The sequence below is a fragment of the Streptomyces sp. DSM 116793 genome (genome assembly GCF_057320905.1).
This window is the reverse complement of sequence record NZ_CM170494.1, coordinates 1,658,374-1,678,389: the sequence shown is the minus strand read 5'-3', so window position 1 is coordinate 1,678,389 and position 20,016 is coordinate 1,658,374. Positions and strand designations below refer to the sequence as shown.

At 73.8% G+C, this 20,016-nt stretch carries 15 protein-coding genes; 8 read left to right on the top strand and 7 right to left on the bottom strand.

Features of this window, described 5'->3' with window-relative positions; translation table 11 throughout:
• Window positions 1-133: 133 nt before the first annotated feature.
• Window positions 134-1,516: an alpha-amylase gene (locus tag ACSMXW_RS07030; RefSeq protein WP_485804607.1), complete on the top strand. Its 1,383-nt coding sequence runs from the start codon at window positions 134-136 to the stop codon at window positions 1,514-1,516.
• 76 nt (window positions 1,517-1,592) lie between these two features.
• Here ACSMXW_RS07030 and ACSMXW_RS07025 read toward each other — a convergent pair whose 3' ends face one another.
• The 4 genes from ACSMXW_RS07025 to ACSMXW_RS07010 form a co-directional block, all read right to left on the bottom strand.
• On the bottom strand, window positions 1,593-2,375 hold the full coding sequence (locus ACSMXW_RS07025) for a TetR/AcrR family transcriptional regulator (protein ID WP_485804606.1): 783 nt from the start codon (window positions 2,373-2,375) through the stop codon (window positions 1,593-1,595).
• Window positions 2,376-2,445: 70 nt separating this feature from the next.
• Complete coding sequence (locus ACSMXW_RS07020) at window positions 2,446-4,437, bottom strand: hypothetical protein (RefSeq protein WP_485804605.1); 1,992 nt, start codon at window positions 4,435-4,437, stop codon at window positions 2,446-2,448.
• A gap of 312 nt (window positions 4,438-4,749) precedes the next feature.
• Window positions 4,750-7,899: an alpha-N-acetylglucosaminidase gene (locus ACSMXW_RS07015; protein WP_485804604.1), complete on the bottom strand. Its 3,150-nt coding sequence runs from the start codon at window positions 7,897-7,899 to the stop codon at window positions 4,750-4,752.
• 333 nt (window positions 7,900-8,232) lie between these two features.
• Window positions 8,233-8,862 carry a winged helix-turn-helix domain-containing protein gene (locus ACSMXW_RS07010; RefSeq protein WP_485804603.1) on the bottom strand — a complete coding sequence of 210 codons (630 nt, stop codon included), beginning with the start codon at window positions 8,860-8,862 and terminating at the stop codon, window positions 8,233-8,235.
• Window positions 8,863-9,315: 453 nt separating this feature from the next.
• Between ACSMXW_RS07010 and ACSMXW_RS07005 the strand changes: the two genes are divergently transcribed.
• The 6 genes from ACSMXW_RS07005 to ACSMXW_RS06980 all read left to right on the top strand — a co-directional run bounded on the left by ACSMXW_RS07005 (window position 9,316) and on the right by ACSMXW_RS06980 (window position 16,128).
• The gene (locus tag ACSMXW_RS07005) at window positions 9,316-9,606 is read left to right on the top strand and encodes a hypothetical protein (RefSeq protein ID WP_485804602.1); all 291 of its coding nucleotides are present in this window, start codon (window positions 9,316-9,318) and stop codon (window positions 9,604-9,606) included.
• Window positions 9,607-9,834: 228 nt separating this feature from the next.
• Window positions 9,835-10,962, top strand: a complete 1,128-nt coding sequence (locus ACSMXW_RS07000; protein WP_485804601.1) for a ParB-like protein — start codon at window positions 9,835-9,837, stop codon at window positions 10,960-10,962.
• 327 nt (window positions 10,963-11,289) lie between these two features.
• The gene (locus tag ACSMXW_RS06995) at window positions 11,290-12,159 is read left to right on the top strand and encodes a class I SAM-dependent methyltransferase (protein WP_485804600.1); all 870 of its coding nucleotides are present in this window, start codon (window positions 11,290-11,292) and stop codon (window positions 12,157-12,159) included.
• Window positions 12,160-12,520: 361 nt separating this feature from the next.
• On the top strand, window positions 12,521-13,921 hold the full coding sequence (locus tag ACSMXW_RS06990; protein ID WP_485804599.1) for an MFS transporter: 1,401 nt from the start codon (window positions 12,521-12,523) through the stop codon (window positions 13,919-13,921).
• A 710-nt stretch (window positions 13,922-14,631) separates the two neighbouring features.
• Window positions 14,632-14,883: a WhiB family transcriptional regulator gene (locus tag ACSMXW_RS06985; RefSeq protein WP_485804598.1), complete on the top strand. Its 252-nt coding sequence runs from the start codon at window positions 14,632-14,634 to the stop codon at window positions 14,881-14,883.
• 540 nt (window positions 14,884-15,423) lie between these two features.
• Complete coding sequence (locus ACSMXW_RS06980; protein ID WP_485804597.1) at window positions 15,424-16,128, top strand: hypothetical protein; 705 nt, start codon at window positions 15,424-15,426, stop codon at window positions 16,126-16,128.
• A 165-nt stretch (window positions 16,129-16,293) separates the two neighbouring features.
• On the opposite strand, the gene glnA is transcribed toward ACSMXW_RS06980, so the two are convergent.
• A complete protein-coding gene (glnA, locus tag ACSMXW_RS06975; protein WP_485804596.1) occupies window positions 16,294-17,703 on the bottom strand; it encodes a type I glutamate--ammonia ligase in 1,410 nt (469 codons plus the stop codon).
• Between the two features lie 222 nt (window positions 17,704-17,925).
• Between glnA and ACSMXW_RS06970 the strand changes: the two genes are divergently transcribed.
• Window positions 17,926-18,393 carry an RDD family protein gene (locus ACSMXW_RS06970; RefSeq protein WP_485804595.1) on the top strand — a complete coding sequence of 156 codons (468 nt, stop codon included), beginning with the start codon at window positions 17,926-17,928 and terminating at the stop codon, window positions 18,391-18,393.
• Window positions 18,394-18,785: 392 nt separating this feature from the next.
• On the opposite strand, the gene ACSMXW_RS06965 is transcribed toward ACSMXW_RS06970, so the two are convergent.
• Together ACSMXW_RS06965 and ACSMXW_RS06960 are read right to left on the bottom strand one after the other, a co-directional pair.
• Window positions 18,786-19,487 (bottom strand): DUF4191 domain-containing protein, encoded by a 702-nt coding sequence (locus ACSMXW_RS06965; protein WP_485804594.1) that lies wholly within the window; start codon window positions 19,485-19,487, stop codon window positions 18,786-18,788.
• A gap of 65 nt (window positions 19,488-19,552) precedes the next feature.
• The gene (locus ACSMXW_RS06960; RefSeq protein ID WP_485804593.1) at window positions 19,553-19,792 is read right to left on the bottom strand and encodes an SCO2195 family GlnR-regulated protein; all 240 of its coding nucleotides are present in this window, start codon (window positions 19,790-19,792) and stop codon (window positions 19,553-19,555) included.
• Between the last annotated feature and the right edge of the window lie 224 nt (window positions 19,793-20,016).

The following is a 20,016-nucleotide window of genomic DNA, read 5'->3' as shown; positions in this document are numbered from 1 at the left end:
AGAACCTTCAGCGGCCTTACGGGCATGGCGCGTTGTCTGTGCGGTCCCGACCCGGCACGTCACACCCCGCACCACACCCGACCTCACCCGCACGGCTTGCCGTGCGGCCCGCACCCCTCGTGCAGGAGGAACCATGGCCGGCAGAAACCTGGCCGCAGTGCTCGCCGTCGTGGTGGGCGCGACGGCCGCGCTGCTCGTCCCGCCCGGCGCCGCGGACGCCGCTCCGCCGGGCACCAAGGACGTCACCGCCGAGCTGTTCGAGTGGAGCTACGCCTCGGTCGCCAGGGAGTGCACCCGGACCCTGGGCCCGGCCGGCTACGGATTCGTGGAGGTGTCCCCGGCCACCGAGCACATCCAGGGCAGCCAGTGGTGGACCTCGTACCAGCCCGTCAGCTACCGGATCGCCGGGCGGCTCGGCGACCGCACCGCCTTCAAGAACATGATCGACACCTGTCACGCGGCGGGCGTGAAGGTCGTCGCGGACGCCGTCGTCAACCACATGTCCGCCGGCTCGGGCACCGGCACCGGCGGCTCCTCGTACACCAAGTACACCTACCCCGGCATCTACCAGCCCCAGGACATGGACGACTGCACCTCCCAGGTGACCGACTACGCCGACCGGTGGAACGTCCAGCACTGCGAACTGGTCGGTCTGGCCGACCTGGACACGGGCGAGCCCTATGTGCGCGGCCGCCTCGCCCAGTACCTGAACGACCTGCTCTCCCTCGGCGTCGACGGCTTCCGCGTCGACGGGGCCAAGCACATCCCCACCGAGGACATCGCCGCCGTCAAGTCCCAGCTCACCAACCCGGATGTGTACATCAAGCAGGAGGTCATCCAGGGCGCCGGAGAGGCCGTCCAGCCCGACGAGTACCTGCGCAACGGCGATGTGCAGGAGTTCCGCTACGGCCGCGACCTCAAGCGGGTCTTCACCGGCGAGAAGCTGGCGTACCTGAACAACTTCGGCGAGGACTGGGGCTACCTGCCCGGCGGCCAGGCCGGTGTCTTCGTCGACAACTGGGACACCGAGCGCAACGGCTCCACCCTCACCTACAAGGACGGCGCGAACTACACCCTGGCCAACGTCTTCATGCTGGCCTGGCCCTACGGCGCGCCCGACGTGCACTCCGGCTACGAGTTCAGCGACAACGACGCGGGCCCGCCGAACGGCGGTACCGTGCACGCCTGTTACGCGGACGGCTGGACGTGCCAGCACCACTGGCCGGAGATCCAGAGCATGGTCGCCTTCCGGAACACCGTGGGGGACGAGCCGGTCACCGACTGGTGGGACAACGGCAACAACGCCATCGCGTTCGGCCGGGGCGCCAAGGGCTTCGTGGTGATCAACCACGAGTCCTCGGCGCTGACGCGGACGTTCCAGACGTCCCTGCCCGCCGGACAGTACTGCGACGTCCAGAACGGCACCGGCGTCACCGTCGACTCCTCGGGGCGGTTCACGGCCACGCTCGGCGGCAACACCGCCCTCGCCCTGCACACCGGCGCCCGCTCCTGCTGAGCGCCCCCGCGGCCGGACCCGGGCGCCCCCATTGCCCGGGTCCGGCCGTCCGCCGTCCTCATCAGGCGGTGGCGGCTCAGGCGGTGGCGGCGCACGCGGCGGCGGACGACGACGGCAGCACCGCCGTCAGCCGGCCGACGAGCCGGCGGAGCGGCCCGTCGGCCGGCTCGTCCGCGAGCAGCCGGCCCAGCAGGGCCGCCATCTCGTCGTCGTACGCGGCGCTCACCGCCACCAGCGCCCCGAAGTCGCCCACGAGCTGCCGCTCCAGCTCGGCCCGCGGGATCCTCCCCCGCTGCCCTGCCGGTGTGGCGGGGGCTCCCGGCCCGTCCAGCCAGAGCAGGGCCGTGGACTCGGCCAGCGAGATCCATGAGCGCACGACGAGTTCGAGCCTGGCCGGCGGCTGCGGGATGCCCAGGTGCACCAGGATCTGCTCGTACGCGGCCTGCCGCACCGAGTCGGCCACGGCAGCGGTGGCCGACGAGCCGGCCGCGGCACCGTTCGCCGCGGAGCCGGCCGCCGGGCCGCCCCGCATCAGTGCGGCGAAGCCGGGCCCGCGCTCCTCGACGAAGTCGAAGAACCGCCCCATCACCCGCAGCAGCCGCACCCCGAGGGGGCCCTGACACGGCTCCACGAACCGCTCGGCCAGGTCGTCCGCCGCGCGCTGCAACGCCGCCTCGTACAGGCTGAGTTTGCCCGGGAAGTAGTGGTAGACCAGCGGGCGCGAAATGCCGGCCGCGGCCGCTATCTCGTCGATGGAGACCTCTTCGGGCGAGCGGCGGCTGAACAGGTCGAGCGCGACCCCGATCAACTGCTGCCGCCGTTCCTCGACTCCCATCCTGCGGCGCACCCCGGTCGTCATACGAACACCTTACCGAGCACATTTCAGCCGACACATCCCGGCCATCTCACCGGCTGTGTGCGGCCGGGGCTCACCCCAGCGGAGCGACGGGCGTGCCGTCCGCCAACCGCCCCCGCAGACCGGGACGGACGCCCTTCCGCGCGGGCAGCGCGAGCAGTGGACCCCGATCGCTGCCCCGCACCGACCCGGAGGCCGTCACCGAGGCGACGTCGCCGGTGCCCGCGGCCAGCAGGTACCAGCCGCCGGACGGGGCACGCCACAGCACGCCCGCGAGCAGCCGGGGTTGGCGAGGGCCGCAGGCGGGGGAGTTCCGGACCTCGGCCACCACCGTGCCGGCCGCCCGGCCCGGCGCCCGGAACTGCGCCTGCACCACACCGCCCGCGCCCCGCCACGTCTCCGCCCTGACGCACAGCCACGCCGCGGTGCCGCCCCCCTCCGGCAGCCGCTGCCCGGCGTACCGCCACGAGTGCACGGACCGCACGCCCTGGTCGCGCAGTGTGGTCAGCAAGCAGCCGATGCGCGCGAAGTCCGCCGCCGCGCCGGGGTCCGTCGCCTCGTGCGGGGCGTCCGGGCGGCCTGCGGTGAGGTGCGCCGGGGTCAGCTCGCCGAGGTCCGACAGCACACGGGTGGCGCCGGCGGTGCCGCCGGTGGTGCCCGTGGTCCCGGCGGCGTGGGGCGCGGTGACTTCGAGCGCCCGCCATGCGCGGCAGGGACCGTTGCGCGCGGGGCCCGGCACCGGCTCCGTGACCCCGGCCGCGTCGCGCTGCAGGACGGCCGGCGGCTCCTCGGGCCGCAGCAGGTCGCGTACCGCGGCGCGGCGCACCCACGGCGCGGTCAGGTAGCGGATGTTGCCGTCCACCCGGTCGACGACCACGGCCGATGAGTCCGCGGCGCCCGCCCCGTCCACCCGGGCCAGGTCCAGCAGGGCGCCGCCGGTGCCCTCGGCCGGTTCGGCGTAGCGCACGATCCGCAGCCCGTCGTGGAACAGCACCACCCGAGCGCGGTCCACCTCGCCCGCGTACAGGAGCTGGGCGGGTCCGGGCGGAGCACCGGCCGGCGTGCCGGGCGTCGCCGACACCCGCACCCGGGGGCCGGGCCGCGCCCACACCGCGAGCGCCCGGCGCAGCAGCGCCCGGTCGTCGGTGAGGCCGCCGCGCGCCGGCCACACCGAGAAGTCGGTACGGGCGGCCGCCTGCCAGGCTCCCGGCGGGACCCTGACGAGGCGGGCCGGGTCCAGGGCCGCCTGGGCGTCGGGGTTGCGCGCGTACGGGGGCGCCGCCGGCCCCTCGGGTCCCCAGCCGCCACCCGGGGGCACCAGCAGGGTGCCGCAGACCAGCGCGGCGGCGGCCGTCACCAGCGCCGCCTTCAGGTGCTGCCTGCGGCGCGGCAGGTCCGTGGGCCGCGCCGTGAGCGTGCAGGGGTCGAAGGCGGGGGAGCGCAGCAGCTCCGCCGTCCGCTCGCCGGGGACCGCCGCCTGGGTGGCCGCGGTGAGCGCGCCGTCCGGGTCGCGGACCCCCGCGGCCGCGAGCACCTCGCGGGTCTCGTCCTCGGTCAGCCGCTCCAGGGAGCGCAGGACGAAGGCGGCGCGTGCGGCGGGTGGCAGCGCGGACAGCCGCTCGTCGAGGGCGCGTTCGGCACCGCCTGTGCCGCGCGGCACCAGCCGAAGGCCCCAGAACACCGGCAGCACCGGCGCCCACGCCGGGCGCCCCGGCAACCCACCGCGCCGCTGTCCCGTGCGCAGCGCGTCCCTGACCAGCCGGATGCGGACGTCGGCGTACGCGGGCCCGGCGTCCGGGGGAGCGCCGTACAGGGGCCCGGCGTCCGGGGCCGTCTCAGGAGCGGCGGCGGGGCGCGGCACCGGAGCCGGCGGTGGATCCTCGGCGGGCGGGGTGCGGGGCAGGGCGCGCTGCACGAGGGCGTGGGCGGTCCTGGTCCTTCGGACGTCCGTGAGCGCCGGGGACAACAGGAGGTACGCCAGGCGGGTCAGCCGGGGGTAGTGCTCCGGGAGCGTGGCCCCGGCGAGTTCCCTGTCGGGGCTGGCGTCGACGTCCGGTGGGTGCACGCCCACCAGAACGAGCCGGGGCGTCGTTGGTCACCCTTCCCGGCGCCGATGGGGGCACCGGCCGGTGGCCTGTCCCCGGCAGCGGCTGCCCCGGCAGGGGCTGCGTCCGACAGCGGCTGCCCCCGACAGCGGCTGCCCCCGGCAGGGGCTGCCCCTCCGGGCCGGTGGCGATGCGCGGGTCTCGTCGTGGTTGCGCGCGCAGTTCCCCGCCCCCCTTGATGGTGCCCTTCGCGGTAGGGGCACCGAAGTGTGTCTGAAGGTTCCCGCCACCGCTGTGGCTTCCCTCAGACGGAACATGGTCGGCGGACGGCGCTAGGCGAGGTGCCAGGCGCTGAACTCCACCAGGCCGCGCGTCCCGCTGCCCCCGCTCGCCGCCGTCATGAACGCCCCCGCGTCCTGGGCCGCCGCCGCGCCCGGCGGGGTGACCGTGCCGACCGTCCGCCAGGAGGTGCCGTCGTCCGTGGAGCAGGCGCCGGTGAAGGACGGCCCGGTGCGGGTGAGGCGGAGCAGGACCGGGGCCTTGATGCCGGTGAGGCGCACATAGGTGTCCACGGTGCCGTCGCCGGTGGCGTCGTGGGAGAGGACGACGCCGTTGGACGGGGTGACCGCCAGGTTCAGGAAGCCGGCGGAGCCCGCCGTCGCCAGGGAGTCGCGGGCGATGATGCCGGCGCGCGCCCAGGGACCCGTGGCCGCCTGGGCGTCCACCCGGAGCAGGACCGAGACGCCGTCGCGGAGCACCCCCTCGCGGTAGAGCGCGCCGAACTGGCTGGTGCCCTTCCACAGGTCGGCCCCGGCCCCGTCGATCGCGCACCGCTCGCCGAGCTGCCCGAAGACCGCGTCGTTGGTGCTGACCGTCCGCCAGCCCGCGCCGAGCGGCCCGCCCTCGTAGAGGATGCCCTGCCGGGTGTCGGTCACGCGGTCCGCGCCCCGCGGCCCGTAGGTCACCGCGAGCGTGTACGGCAGCGGTCTGAGCGGGCGGTCGAGCGGGGCGGCGGGGGCGGCGACCCGCCAGGAGACCGTGCCGTTGCCCGCGGCCGGCACGCCGGGCAGTGAGGTGCCCGTCTCGGGCACGGCGTCGAGACCGGTCAGCGCGAGGTCGACGGGGCCGGTGGCGCGCAGGCCGTTGACGTTGCCGAAGACGGCCGACAGCCTGCCGTGCCCGCCCGGCGCGAGCACCGGCGGCTCCGCGGCCGCCTCCAGCGCGCCCTGGTACGGCGCGGCGGCGAGCACGTCGCGGACCCGGCGCGCCGTGCGGTACGGGTCGCCGACCGGCCGCAGCGGATAGTCCCTGCGCTCCCGGGTCCACGGCTCCTCGAACGCGAACCAGTCCACGGCCGCCGGCGCGCGCCCCGTCGCGAGCGCGTCCTCCAGCTCCTCCAGCCACTTCCGCCAGCGCGGCAGGTAGAAGTCGGCGACGAGGCCGTGCCAGGTGCGGTTGGCGTAGTCGTGCAGCACCCCGGGGTCCGAGGTGGCGCGGCCGCCCCAGACCGTGAGGAGCACCTTCGCGGTGCGCTCGAACTCGGCGCGCTCCGCGTCGTTGGTCGCGAGCCGCCGTGCGTCGTGCACCCACGGGCCGAGCAGGAACGCCGGGTGGGTGCCCGCCATGTCGTCGGCGAGCCGCATCAGCGTCAGCCAGAGCGTGCTGAGCCTGCCGAACGTGTCCCGGTCGCCGCGGTCGTACGCGGCCTTCAGCAGCGGCAGGTACTGGCGGCTGCGGTGCTCCAGCGCCTGGCGCGCCACGTCGGCCAGGTCGTAGCCGTAGGCGGCGCTGCCGCGCAGCGGCTCGGCCACCGCCAGCAGGCCGGTGAGCGCCGCGTCGAAGCGGCCCGGGTCGTAGGTGAGGGCGCTCGGCGCGTACTCCGCGGCGCGGTTGGCCGCCAGGTCGGGACGGGCCGCGAAGAGGGAGTCGTGCGTGTCGCTGCGCTGCACGGCATGCTGCTGGTACGCGGTGTCGTGCAGCGCCCGCCAGGCGTCGCGCGCGCCCGCGTCGCACGTCCCGTACCGGAAGTCGGCGTACCCGGCGAACCAGGCGGCACGGGCGTCGTCGTCGAGTGCCTGTGGGGTCCACGCCAGTTCCGAGAAGAACTCGAACGCGGCCGGGTCCCGGTCGGTGGCCTCCGGCAGGTAGGCGGTACCGGCGAGCGCGCTGCCCGGCTTGTCGCGCCAGGCGAAGAACTTCTCCGTCCAGACGTGGGTGCGCGCGCCGAGCGTGGTGCGGCCGCCGAAGTTGGGGATCGTACCGAACGCGTAGGGCGTGCCGCCCCAGTCCTTCTCGCGGTCGGTGACGCTCGTGTACCGGTCCGAGACGCCGTCCACGATCAGCATCCGCTGTCTGTCGACCGCGTCCAGCAGCTCCGGCAGCGGGTTGGCCTCCCAGCCGAGGATCACCCACGTCGCGTCCGGGTGCGCGGTGCGCAGCGCGCGCTGCACGCCGCGCGCGGCGTCCGGCACGGGCACGTCGCCCGCGGTGCCGCCCTCGTGCAGCAGGTCCATCTTGAAGTGCCGCGCGGGACCGAAGACGTCCTCCTGGTGGCGGTAGAAGGCCGCGGCGACCCGGGCGAACGCGTCGGTGCGCGGGTCCAGCCAGTCGGGCCGCTCGAAGCCGTGCCAGACGCCCTGCGGGACGACGTGCGCGTCACCGCCGGCCCGCGCCACGAACCCGGTGGGTACGTGCCCGTAGTAGCCGGGCAGCACGGGCGCCATGCCCAGCTCGCGCAGCCGGTCCGCGATCCGCCGGCCGAGCCGGGCCCGCTCGGCGATCAGCTCCCCGGAGAGCGGCCCGCCGTACCCGGAGAGGTTCTGCAGCAGCCACCACGGCTGGTGCGAGGGCGCGGGCAGCCAGGCGCGGGCCTCCTCGTCGCCGTAGCCGAACTCCCGCAGGGTGCGGTGGTAGACGGCCTCGGTGCCCGCGATGACCATCACCTCGTTGCAGCCGTGCAGCGCCAGGATGTCGATCATGCGCTCCCAGTACGGCCAGTCGGCGTACGGGGCGGTGTAGCCGTCGTTGGTGTCGTTGAGCACGAAGCGGTGCGGCAGGGCGGTGCCGCGCTCCAGCGGCCGGGCCGGCGCGGGGAGCGTGGCGGGCAGGCCGAGCTGGCTGCCGTTCCAGGTCAGGTGCACCCCGCAGACGTACTTCAGGTACCAGTGCACACCGGCGAGCTGCACGGCCGGGCTGGTGCCGGAGACCGTGATGCGCCCGGCGGTGCCGGTGACCCGGAAGCGTTCCCCGCCGTCGGCCGCCGGCAGGTTCCGCAGCCGGAACTGCCCCGCGTGCTCCGGCAGCAGCCGGCGCAGGGCGTCGGCGGCGGCCGCCCCGTCTCCGCCCGCGCGCGGCGGGGCGGCCGGCGGGGGACTCGCCGCGGCGGCGTGGGGGACCAGCGCGGCACCGGTGCCGAGCGCGCCGGCGGCGGACAGCAGTGCCCGCCGGGTCGGTCGCAGCGGCGAACCCGAGGAAACAGCCATGGATGGCCCCCCACTGTGATGATCCGGTGACATGACGTGATGCTGAGCGCACGCTAATGACCGGACGGCCGGGCGGCAACGGGGCGTGCGGAGCCATCGGGCCTGTCACCCCGACGGCCCAGGCCCGCCCCCGCCTCCCTCAGGGGCGCGGGGAACCGCGCGGCAGGCCACAGCGAAACCCGCGCGTCGCCACGGTCCCGGTGGGGAGTCTCGGCCCGGTGGGGAGTCTCGGCCCGGTCGGCCCCGGCCGGGGTGTACCCGGCACCACCACGGAGGCCGCAGCCGAGGCCCGGGCACCACGGGTCCAGGCGGGGGCGGCTCAGCCGGCGCGGTTCAACGGCCCGCCGGCGGCACGTACTTGTACCCGACCCGGCGCACGGTCTGGATCGCCCGGCGGTGCTCGGCGCCCAGCTTGCGGCGCAGACGGGCGATGTGGACGTCGACCGTGCGTCCGTCGCCGACGTGTCCGTAGCCCCAGACGGTGGTGACGAGCTGGTCGCGGGTGTGCACCCGGTGCGGATGGGCCACCAGGTGCGCCAGCAGCTCGAACTCCAGGTAGGTCAGGTCCAGGGGGCGCCCGTCGACGTCGGCGGTGCGGCGGGCCGTGTCGATGTGCACCAGTGCGTCTCCGGCGGTGGCGTCGCCCGCGCCGCCCGCGGTGGGCTCGGCAGGCTCGGCCGCGGCGGCCGGCGCACCGGGCAGCAGGGGGTGCCGGTCGGCGGGAACGAGCACCAGGTAGCCGACCATGGGGGGCCGGCCGGGGAGGGCGGGCAGGGTGTGCGGCGGGGCGGGCAGCCAGGTGGCGCCGGGCGGCAGGAAGTCGGCGACGTCCACCACCTCGTCGCGGTCCACGGCGCGCAGCCGGTGCCGCGTCGAGCCCTGGGACGGAGCCGGGGCCGGGGCGGGGGAGGAGGTGGGGGCCGCGGCGGGGGCCGCAGCGGGGAACGTACGGGTGTGTGCCATGGGAGGTCAGCTCTTTCGCGCGAGAGGTCGTCGAAGGACATACGTCGTGCGCGCTGGCCGAAGGCCGGGGATGGACGGCTTCAGAAGGCCCGCGCATGCCATGCGCGGCAACACACCCGGTCGAAGTCGTGGTCCTGACGGGACGGCCAGAAGGGCTCGAGGTCGTCGCGACCCGTCGCGGTGTCCCGGAAGCCTGTCATGCACTCATTGAAGCAGATGACTCCCGGCGGGAGCAGGGTCCCCGCGCACGGTCTCACACCTCGATACGGCATCTCGTCACACCGCCCCGCGCACGCCCCGCGCGCAGGGCCGCCCCGGCCGCTCTGTTCGAATGGCGGGAAAGTGTACAACTCCCCTTGTGGCCAGCGGCTTTGTCAGTGCGGCGCAGTAGAATTGAGGCAGTGTTCGAGGGGTTCCGATCGGAGTGACGGGGCCCCTGATCGCGACAGGAGGATGTCTGTGCCCGCTGCCGCAGTCACGTCCAAGCCCACGCTGTTCGACCTGCCGTACACACCGCTGGAGAAGAAGAAGCTGCCCCCGGGCCGCCCCCGCGAGTGGTACATCACGCACAACCGCCGTCTGAAGGCCATGCGTCTGGCCATCGCGCTGCTCGACTCCGGCGTCTGGATGCCGCAGCAGGCGCACAACAACCGCATCCGCAGCACCGCCGCGCTGATCGGAATCCACCCGCCGTCGGACACCACCTGCCACATGGTGCGCGCGCTGATGCGCTACAGCCGCTGACACTCGACCGGCCGGAGGCCGGGTGCCGCACCCCGGGGACGGGGCGTGGCACCCGGCCTCCGGCGTTCGCCCGCTCCGCCAGGGGTCCCGCACCACAAGTTCACCGGTACGCTCCCGGCGCGACGCCCGCCCATCACCGTTCCGCCGCACACGGACGGGTAAGTGTGCGGGCGCCGGAGCGCAGTACGCCCTCGCCGGCACTGCGACCCCCCACTACCAGGAGACCCGATGACCGCTGCGGTTCGCACGACCCACCAGACCTCCATGGCGTCCCCGGCCCCGCGCCCAGGCGCCGGGCGCCCGCGCCCGGCGCGGCGCGCGCTGCGCCTGGCCGGACCGCTGGCCGCGGGCACGCTGCTGCTGGGCACCGCGCTCACCGGCACCGCGGCGGCCGGCACCGGGGCGGCGGGCGCCGCCGCCGACTGCGCGGGCCGCGCCGGCACACGGCTGTGCGCGGCGGCCGGCGACCTCGTCGACGCCACCCTCGGCGAACTGCACCCGACCCAGGCGACGCTGGGCTTCGACCAGATCTACTACAAGCTCGACCGGTACGGCAGCGACAAGGACGAGCGGAACGGCGACGTCAACAAGCGCTTCGACGACTACTGCGAGACCAACGGCCAGGACAAGGCGGACAAGGTGCCGTCCGGGGCCCGGCTCTCCGACCCGTCCAGCTTCACCTGCGAGGTACCGGTCGGCGAGGAGACCGACGACACCCTCGCCGAGATGAAGACGGTCGTCATAGGCCCCGGCGGCGCCCTGTACCTCACGGACGGCCACCACTCCCTGACGTCCTTCCTCGAAACCCCCGACGGCGGCCCGGACATGCACATCCGGCTGAAGGTGGCGGCGAACCTCAGCTCCCTCACACAGGACCAGTTCTGGGCCGCCATGGAGGACCACGACTGGGTCTGGCTGCGCGACGAGAACGACGACCCCATCACCCCCGCCCAGCTCCCGCAGCACCTGGGCCTCGCCGGCTTCCACGACGACCGGTACCGCAGCCTCGTCTACTTCACCCGCGACATCGGCTACACCGCACCCGACGACGCCGCGGAGTTCCTGGAGTTCCTGTGGGGCAGCTGGCTGCGCGGCCGGGTGGACCTCGACGACTACGACCTCACCGACCACGACTCCTACCTGGACGCGGTGCGGGACGCCTCCGAGGCGATGACCGACACGGACGAGGACACCGTCATCGCGGACGGCCGCACCGCGGAGGAGCTCGGCCGGCTCGACGACTGGAACGACGGCGAGGACGCGGACGACGGCGAGTTCGAGAAGCTCGGCGAGCCCCTTTCGGCCGACGAGCCCGGCAAGCTGGCCTACGCCCTGGACTACCGCAGCCGGTTGTAGGCCCCGCTGCCGTACGGGATGCCCCGTGCCCGACAAGGGCGCGGGGCCGTGTCGTGGGAGGGGCCCCACCGGAGGCGGGACCGCAAGGGGCTCGGCCGGTCGTGGGGGCCGCGGCCCCCGCGGGTGTTGAATGGCGGGCACAACACAAAACACCGGCACACACCGCACCGGCACACACCGCACCCGCACCCGCGCACCGCACCGGCACACACCGCACCCGCACCCGCACCCGCACCGCACCGCACCCGCGCACCGCACCCGCACACGACGACCCGCATCACGACGACCCGCCCACACGGCGACAGCAGAACAAGGAGCGCACCTCGCATGGCGGAGGACCGCAGGGACACCGGGGCCGGCGAAGGGCCCCGGATCGCACTGAGCGGGGTGTCCGAGACCCTGCTGTGGAACCTGTACCAGCGCGCCTGCGAGGCCCGCTCGCCGCACCCCGTCCTCGCCGACCCCAAGGCGGTGGACCTGGTCGACCGGATCGCCGCGCTCGGTTACCCCTTCGAGTCCACCTTCGGCCCGCCCCAACCGCTGCTGGCCCAGAGCCACGCCCTGCGGGTGCGCACCTTCGACGACGTGGTGACGGCGTTCCTCGGGCGGCACCCGGACGGCACCGTGGTCAGCCTCGCCGAGGGCCTGGAGACCCAGTTCTGGCGGGTGGACAACGGCCGGGCCCGCTGGCTGGGCGTGGAGATGCCCGAGGTCGCCGAGGTGCGCCGGGCCCTGCTGCCGGACGGCGAGCGGCGCACCGTCCTCGCGCAGTCCGCCCTCGACCTGTCCTGGCGCGACGCCGTCGACACCGCCGAGGGCGTACTGATCACCGCCCAGGGCCTGCTGATGTACCTTCAGCCCGCCGAGGTCGGCGCGCTGATCGCCGGCTGCGCCGAGCACTTCCCGGGCGCGGCGCTGGTCTTCGACGCGGTGCCGAAGTGGTTCAGCGCCCGCACCCTGCGCGGCGACATGCGCACCAGTCAGGGCTGGACCGCACCCCCCATGCCCTGGGGGCTCGACGCCGGGGAACTCCGGACGGTCCAGGACCTCCACCCGGGCATCACCGAGGTGCGCGAACTCCTCCCGCCGCGCGGCAGGGGCTTCTACCACGGCGTGCTGTCCCCCGTCCTCATGCGGCTGCCCCCACTGCGCAACCTCCGCCCCACGCTCACCGCCCTCGCCCGGTTCGGGGGCTGAACGGCGGCGGTCGGCGTGACCGCGGGGGATCGACGGCCGCCACCGCCAGGACGGCCCTGGGACGTCACGTCGCCGGTGCGCTGTTAGTTCTCCGGGACCGTGGCGTGAAAGTAACGCCCTGCGTGTGAATATCGGCTGTTCCAACTGCCCTGTCCGGCCGGGCGGGACGGTGGACGCGCATGTGACGGGCGATGTTCCTTCCTAACGTATTGCACGTTAAAAACGCGGCCCCTATGGTCATCTCCATCAAGGCTGCCTGCGGTACATCTCGCAGGCGGGTGTACCAGCCAGCTCCCCGCGACCGTCCCCCGCCCCATCGGCGCGCCCGGGAAAGAGCCGTACTCCGCCGAGGAGAGAAGCCATGAACGAGCCGGAGACCCCTGCCGCCGGCGGCGCCGGTTCCGCCCCGACCGGCCCCACACCCGCCCCGCCCGCCCCCGTCCCGCTGCGCGGGGTCGAGCGCATCGGCATCCCCCGTCCCCTGCTGTGGGGCTTCGTCGGCGTCTTCGTCTACATGGTCGGCGACGGTGTCGAGATCAGCTACCTCACCGACTACCTGCAGCGCCCCGACGGCGGCGGCCTCGCCGACGACCAGGCCTCCTTCGCCACCGTGACCGCCTACGGCATCGCCGTGATGATCGCCTCCTGGTTCTCCGGCACGCTCTCGGCGATCTGGGGCCCACGGCGCGTGATGTGGCTGGGCGCGGGCTGGTGGGTCGTCTTCGAGGCTGTCTTCCTCTTCGCCGCGGTCCCGAGTCACAGCCTGGCCTTCATCGCCACCGTGTACGGCATCCGGGGCTTCGCCTACCCGCTGTTCGCGTTCGCCTTCCTGGTGTGGGCCCAGACCGTCAGCCCGGAGCGGATGCGCGGCTCCGTGGCGGGCTGGTTCTGGTTCGCCTTCACCGGCGGCCTGCCCACCCTCGGCGCCGGGATCGCCGCGCTCGCCATAGGCCCGTTCGGCATGAGCCTGTACGCCACCCTGGTGCTCTCGCTGTTCCTGGTCGCGGTGGGCGGCGCCATCGGGTCCTTCGCCGTCCGCGACCCACAGGGGCTCAAACCCATCGCCGACCCCGTCATGGCCCGGCCGCGCAGCTACTCCAGGCTCGCCGAGGGCGTCGACATCCTCTGGCGGGACAAGCGCACCCTGGCCGGTGCCGTGGTGCGGATCGTCAACACCGCCCCCGAGTTCGGCTTCTTCGCCATGCTGCCGTTCACCTTCGGCACCGCCCACCACCACGACGGTTTCCTCACCGCCGCCCAGATCTCCACCCTCACGGCGATCATGTACGGCGCCAACATCGCCGCGAACCTCGCCTTCGGGGTGTTCGGCGACTACTTCGGCTGGCGCCGCACCGTCACCGTCTTCGGCTGCGTCGGCTGTGCGATCGCCACCCCTCTGTGGTACTTCGCCTCACTGGCCAGCGAGAACTTCGCGGTCACGGTGGTCCTGGGCTGTGTCTACTGCATCCTGCTCGCCGGGTTCGTCCCGCTGTCGGCGCTGATGCCGTCCATGGTGCGCCACAAGGACAAGGGGGCCGCGCTCGCCGTCCTCAACTTCGGCGCCGGCGGCGCCGCGTTCGTGGGGCCCGCGCTCGTCACCGTCTTCCACCCGGTCATCGGGGGCGGCGGCGTGGCCGTCGTCTTCAGCGTGCTGTACCTGATCGTGGCGGTGGTGTCGACCCGGCTGAAGGACGCCAGCGACCCGGGGGAGCGGCGCCGCGCCGCGGCAGCGGGCCCAGCGGTCTCCCGGACCCCCGCCTGAGCGGGGCGCGGCCCGCCCGGGCCGCCCTCGTCGCCGACCGGGTGGACCGCGGGGCCCAGGTCACCGGGGTGGGCGTGGCGGCAGCCTGATCGCCGGCCAGGACGTCCTGGCGGACCGGGACTCGCGGGTCCTGTCGGCCAGGACGTCCTGGCGGACCAGGTCTCGCGGGTCTGAGGGAACGCTGCGGGCTGCCGCTCACCGTGTTCCGCGGTCATCCGGGGCGGGGGCGGGGTGGGGCGGTACGGCCGGCGCGGCGCCTGCTTGTGGGGAATGGGGGCGGGGGCGGTGGGGTGCGCCGGGTCCCCGGGGACGGCGCATTGAAGGGTGAGCAGTCCGGGGCGGGGTGGGACAGGGACGGAGGCGATGAGCCCCGACGGTCCAGCGGCTCCTGGCGGCAACTGGTCCGGTGGTCCGGTGGTCTGGTGGCCCGGTGGTCCGGCGACGCGGTGCCCCGGTGGCAGGGCGGCCGGGTGCCCCGGGGACGCGCCGGACCGGGTGAGTGACCCGGGGCGTGCCGGACGGGGGATCCGGCGGCGTGCCGGACCCGCTGGCCCGGTGGCCGAAATCAACCCCCACACGCCGCGATCCGGAATCGTCCTGTTTCGATCCCCGTATCCAGGCCACCAGAGCACGAGAGCGCATGACCGCCACCGGCCGTCCGGGCCGGCACGGCACACCACCCGACCCTCGACGTGGACGGAGTGACCACTATGAACTGGCGGCAGTACGCCGCATGTCAGAGCGAGGACACCGAACTCTTCTTCCCCATCGGTACTCGTGGCGCCGCGCTCCAGCAGATCCAGGAGGCCAAGGCGGTGTGCCGCGAGTGCCCCGTGGCCGAAGCCTGCCTGCGCTTCGCCGTGGAGTCGGGGCAGCGGTACGGCGTCTGGGGTGGCCTGGACGAGGACGAACGCGAACGGCTGATCCGCCGCCACCGCAGGCGCCAGCGCATCAGCTCCTGATCCGCGGCTCCTGTCCGGCGGCACACCGGCGGTACCGCACGGGTCACCGCGGTACCGGCCGGCCGCGGCGGAACGGGCCCCGACGAACACCGGACCGGGGGACACCCCGGGTACCGGGGCCGGACCACAGGCACCACCGGGCCGGGGCCACTCCGGTACCGGGGCGGACCTCAGGCACCACCGGGCCGGGGCCACTCCGGTACCGGGGCGGACCTCAGGCGCCACCGGCCGGACCCGCACCCGCTACCCCGGACCGGCACCCAGCCGACCCGCCGGACCACCGGCACCCAGCCGACTCGCCGGACCACCGGCACCCACCCGCCCCACCGGCCGGCACCCACCCGGCCCGCCGGGCCGCCGGCACCACCTGCCGTGTACGGCACCACCCGTCAGGCCGGCCCTCGGCCCCCGGGCACCGCAGCGGAGCGGCGCCGTCCGCGCCCGGCACCACCCCGGTTTCCGGCACCGGACACGGGTTGCCCGAGTGTCGTCGCGGGGGCCCTCCCGACCCCCCGCGATACCGTGCCCGTAACGAGTGGAATGCCCATTCTGTCCGACCCGACCGGGACATGCGCGCCCCCTTTCGTCACCGGCGCGTTCCTCGCCGCCAGGAGGACCGATCTCTCGCAGGAGGACCGCCGGATGATCCTCACCGTCTTCCACGGCCTGCCGACCCATCCGCTGCTGGTGCACTTCGTCATCGTGCTGGGCCTGCTCACCGCCCTCACCCTGGTGGTGTGCGCGGTGTGGCCCGGCGGGGCACGGCGGCTGGGGCTCGCCCTGCCGTTGCTCGCCCTGGTGACGATGGCCTTCGTGCCGTTCACCATCAATGCCGGGGAGTGGCTGCGGGACCGGATCGGTCACATCCCGCTGGTGAACCGGCACCAGGACCTCGCCGAGGAGGTGCTGCCCTGGATCGTCTCGATGCTGGTGGTGTCGGTGGCGGTGTGGTGGGTCACCCGGCGCGAGGTCGCGGCCGAACGCCACTGGGACGTGCGGGGCGCCACCTACCTGTGGCCCACCCTCCGCCTGCGCCCCCGCCTCCTCCGCGTGCTCGTGGCCGCACTCGCCGTCGCCGCGGCGGCCGGCTCCGTCACGGCCATCTACCGCGCCGGCGACTCGGGCTCCAAGGCCGCCTGGCAGGGCGTGATCCAGTCGGGTGGGCCGGGGGGCGGGGGAGGGGCGAGCGGGGCCGAGACGACCCACGCGCGGAGCACCCGCCCGGACCCCGGACTCGGGCGTTGAGCTACCCCGGTCGCGGCGGGGCGCCACAGAAGGCCGAGGGCCACCGCCCACAGGGGCGGTGGCCCTCGGCCTTCGCTGGTGCTCGGACCTCGCCGCCGTCGCATCCGGGAAGCGGCCGGCGGCGCGGTCACCCCCGGTGCCCGCCGAGGCGGCCGGCCGGGTGGATCACACGTCGAAGTAGAGCTCGAACTCGTGCGGGTGCGGGCGCAGCTGGAGCGGGGCGATCTCGTTCGTGCGCTTGTAGTCGATCCACGTCTCGATCAGGTCCGGGGTGAACACGTCGCCCTGGAGGAGGAACTCGTGGTCCGACTCCAGGGAGTCGAGCACGGCGGGCAGCGAGGTCGGGACCTGGGGAACGGCCGCGTGCTCCTCGGGGGCCAGCTCGTAGAGGTCCTTGTCGACCGGCTCCGCGGGCTCGATCTTGTTCTTGATGCCGTCGATGCCGGCCAGCACCAGCGCGGAGAACGCCAGGTACGGGTTGCCGGAGGAGTCCGGGGCGCGGAACTCGATGCGCTTCGCCTTCGGGTTGGCGCCGGTGATCGGGATGCGGATCGCCGCGGAGCGGTTGCGCTGCGAGTAGACCAGGTTGACCGGGGCCTCGAAGCCGGGGACCAGGCGGTGGTAGGAGTTCACCGTCGGGTTGGTGAAGGCCAGCAGCGACGGGGCGTGCTTGAGGATGCCGCCGATGTAGTAGCGGGCGGTGTCCGACAGACCCGCGTAGCCCTGCTCGTCGTAGAAGAGGGGCTCGCCGCCCAGCCACAGCGACTGGTGGACGTGCATGCCCGAGCCGTTGTCGCCGAAGATCGGCTTGGGCATGAAGGTCGCGGTCTTGCCGTTGCGCCAGGCGACGTTCTTCACGATGTACTTGAAGAGCTGGAGGTCGTCGGCCGCGTGCAGCAGGGTGTTGAAGCGGTAGTTGATCTCCGCCTGCCCCGCGGTGCCGACCTCGTGGTGCTGGCGCTCCACGTTCAGCCCGGCCTTGTTCAGCTCCAGGGTGATCTCCGCGCGCAGGTCCGCGAAGTGGTCGACCGGCGGGACGGGGAAGTAGCCGCCCTTGTAACGGACCTTGTAGCCGCGGTTGTCCTCCAGCGCGCCGGTGTTCCAGGCGCCCGCCTCGGAGTCGATGTGGTAGAAGGCCTCGTTCTCCCGGGTGGCGAAGCGGGCGCTGTCGAAGACGTAGAACTCCGCCTCGGGACCGAAGTACGCGGTGTCGGCGATGCCCGTGGAGGCGAGGTAGGTCTCGGCCTTCTTCGCGACGTTCCGCGGGTCACGGCTGTACTGCTCGCCGGTGATCGGGTCGTGGATGAAGAAGTTGATGTTCAGCGTCTTGGCGCTGCGGAAGGGGTCGACACGCGCGGTCGTCAGGTCGGCGCGCAGCGCCATGTCGGACTCGTGGATGGCCTGGAAACCGCGGATCGACGAGCCGTCGAACGCCAGTTCCTCCGCCGGGTCGAACGCCTCCGCCGGCACGGTGAAGTGCTGCATCACACCGGGCAGGTCGCAGAAGCGGACGTCGACGAACTTGACCTCCTCGTCCGCGATGAACTTCTTGGCCTCGTCGGCGTTCTGGAACATCCAGCTCCTCCTATCCCGGCCCGAGGAACGGGGCGGGGGTTGTCGCTCCTTCGTGCGGCCAGTGCGGTGTCACACGCTGGACCCGACCATAAGGACAGGGCATTTCTCAAGCGTGACCCATTTGTTTCGCGGAAGTTAACCGCCCTGGAGGCTCCTTCCCGCTGGGCGGGCGGTTTGCACCCTGGCGCCGGGGCGTATGTGCCGGCGCAGTACCGTGGACGCGTGGACAACAGGCGAGCAGTCGGATCGTGGCTCTCGGGACCCCGTGCGGCCGCCGAGGACATGGGCGTCGAGTTCGAGTACCGGGGCAAGCGGCTCGGTCTCCCGGCGGAGGGGCCGGGCTCGATCGCACCCGTCGGGCGGCGCTTCGGCGCGCTCGCCGTCGACTGGGCCCTGTGCATGCTGATCGCATACGGCCTGTTTGCGCACGGTGACCGCCAGGCCATGGGCAACTGGACCCTGGCGCTCTTCTTCGTGCTGAGCCTGCTCACCGTCGGCACCATCGGCAGCACCCCGGGCAAGCGGATCCTCGGGCTGCGCGTCGTCGCGGAGGGCGGCGGACGGCTCGGCCTGCCGCGTGTGGTGCTCCGCAGCGTTCTGCTCTGCCTCGCCGTCCCGGCCCTGATCTGGGACCGCGACTCCCGGGGGCTGCACGATCGCCTGGCGCGTGCGGTGCAGGTGCGTATCTGACGACGGCGGTTCGCGCGCCCCGCCGGTGCCCGCGCGCCCCCGCCGTGCCGGCCGCGGTGGTCCAGGACCGCGTTCTCGCGACGGCGGTTCGCGGCTCGGCCGCGGTGGCCGAGCCAGGTGCGTGGTCTCGGCCGCGGTGAGCCCGTGTCCAGGACTGTGTCCTTGGGAATCCTTGGGGGTGTCCCAGGACTGTGTCCTTGGGGGCCCTTGGGACGCATGCGCCTGCGGCGGGCCAGGGGTCCGGCCTCTTGCGGTTTCGTTTGCCGCTTCTGGTCGGTGGGGGCTGGGCGCGCAGTTCCCCGCGCCCCTTGGTGGCGCTTCGCGCCTTGACACGCCTGCGGCCGGGGGGCGGGGGTGCTCATGGGGACACAGCCCCGCGCCCCATGGGGCGCTCAGCGGAGCCGGGGCCCGCCGCGCGGCATCCGCATCCCCTTCGGCATGGGGCCCTTGGGCAGCGGCATGTTGCTCATCAGGTCGCCCAGCGCGCGCAGGCGGTCGTTGGTGGTGGTGACCTGGGGGCCGCTGAGGACGCGCGGGTACTTCAGCAGGGTGGTGCGGATCTTCTTGAGGGGGACCTGGCCCTCGCCGTTGCCGACGATGATGTCGTGCACCGGGACGTCCACCACGACGCGGTTCATCTTCCGCTTCTCGGCGGCGAGCAGGCTCTTCACGCGGTTGGGGTTGCCCTCGGCCACCAGGACGATGCCGGCCCGGCCGACGGTGCGGTGCACCACGTCCTGGTTGCGGTTCATGGCCACCGCCGGGGTGGTCGTCCAGCCGCGGCCGATGTTGTCGAGGACCGCCGCCGCGGCCCCCGGCTGGCCCTCCATCTGGCCGAACGCGGCGCGCTCCGCGCGGCGTCCGAACACCCACGCCGTCGCCAGCAGGCCGAGCAGCAGGCCGACGATGCCCAGGTAAAGGGGGTGGCCGATCAAGAAGCCGATCGCGAGGAAGACACCCAGGGTGACGATTCCGACAGCCGCGAGCACAAGGCCGATCTTCGGATCGGCCTTGGTGGTCATCTTGTAGGTCAGGGCGATCTGCTTGAGCCGCCCGGGATTCGCAGCCTCTGCTGCCGGTTCCTTCCTCGCCATGCTGTGAAGTCTACGTGGCCAACGGGGGCCCGGACGACGGGCGGGAGGGTGCCCGGGAGGGGCCGTCAGGACGTGCGGGCCGCGGCCTGGGGCGCCTCGGCGGACGCCTCGCGGAGTTCGCCGAGTTTGTCCAGTACGCGCTGTGTCTCGACGCGGTCCTTGGCGCGGCGGCGGTCCTCCAGTACGGAGGTCCAGGCGTTGCGGCGGGCGGTGCGCTGGCCGCTGCCCATCAGCAGCGACTCGACGGCCCGCAGGGCGGCGGTGACGGACGGGAGGGTGATGCTGCGGACGGGTGCGGCCTGCATGAGGGGTCCCCCTGGAAGCGCGGCGAGGCTGGGAAGGTGCGGTGGTGAGGGGCGTACGCGCCGGCGCGTACCTGGCGGTACACGGCGTACGTACACGGTCACAGCTCGGTGTTACCAGGGCGTGACCAGGCGGTCAAACGGCCATGAAGGCGGGGCTGAAGCCGCTCGTTCCAGGGCGGGGCCCCGGCGCCGCCGCTACCTGCGGGGATCGCCGGGGCCCGGGT

Excerpts from the sequence above, each read along its gene's own strand:
- ACSMXW_RS07030 (WP_485804607.1), top strand. The coding sequence starts at position 134 with ATGGCCGGCAGAAACCTGGCCGCAGTGCTCGCCGTCGTGGTGGGCGCG.
- ACSMXW_RS07025 (WP_485804606.1), bottom strand. The coding sequence starts at position 2,375 with ATGACGACCGGGGTGCGCCGCAGGATGGGAGTCGAGGAACGGCGGCAG.
- ACSMXW_RS07015 (WP_485804604.1), bottom strand. The coding sequence starts at position 7,899 with ATGGCTGTTTCCTCGGGTTCGCCGCTGCGACCGACCCGGCGGGCACTG.
- ACSMXW_RS07010 (WP_485804603.1), bottom strand. The coding sequence starts at position 8,862 with ATGGCACACACCCGTACGTTCCCCGCTGCGGCCCCCGCCGCGGCCCCC.
- ACSMXW_RS07005 (WP_485804602.1), top strand. The coding sequence starts at position 9,316 with ATGTCTGTGCCCGCTGCCGCAGTCACGTCCAAGCCCACGCTGTTCGAC.
- ACSMXW_RS07000 (WP_485804601.1), top strand. The coding sequence starts at position 9,835 with ATGACCGCTGCGGTTCGCACGACCCACCAGACCTCCATGGCGTCCCCG.
- ACSMXW_RS06995 (WP_485804600.1), top strand. The coding sequence starts at position 11,290 with ATGGCGGAGGACCGCAGGGACACCGGGGCCGGCGAAGGGCCCCGGATC.
- ACSMXW_RS06990 (WP_485804599.1), top strand. The coding sequence starts at position 12,521 with ATGAACGAGCCGGAGACCCCTGCCGCCGGCGGCGCCGGTTCCGCCCCG.
- ACSMXW_RS06985 (WP_485804598.1), top strand. The coding sequence starts at position 14,632 with ATGAACTGGCGGCAGTACGCCGCATGTCAGAGCGAGGACACCGAACTC.
- ACSMXW_RS06980 (WP_485804597.1), top strand. The coding sequence starts at position 15,424 with ATGCCCATTCTGTCCGACCCGACCGGGACATGCGCGCCCCCTTTCGTC.
- glnA (WP_485804596.1), bottom strand. The coding sequence starts at position 17,703 with ATGTTCCAGAACGCCGACGAGGCCAAGAAGTTCATCGCGGACGAGGAG.
- ACSMXW_RS06965 (WP_485804594.1), bottom strand. The coding sequence starts at position 19,487 with ATGGCGAGGAAGGAACCGGCAGCAGAGGCTGCGAATCCCGGGCGGCTC.
- ACSMXW_RS06960 (WP_485804593.1), bottom strand. The coding sequence starts at position 19,792 with ATGCAGGCCGCACCCGTCCGCAGCATCACCCTCCCGTCCGTCACCGCC.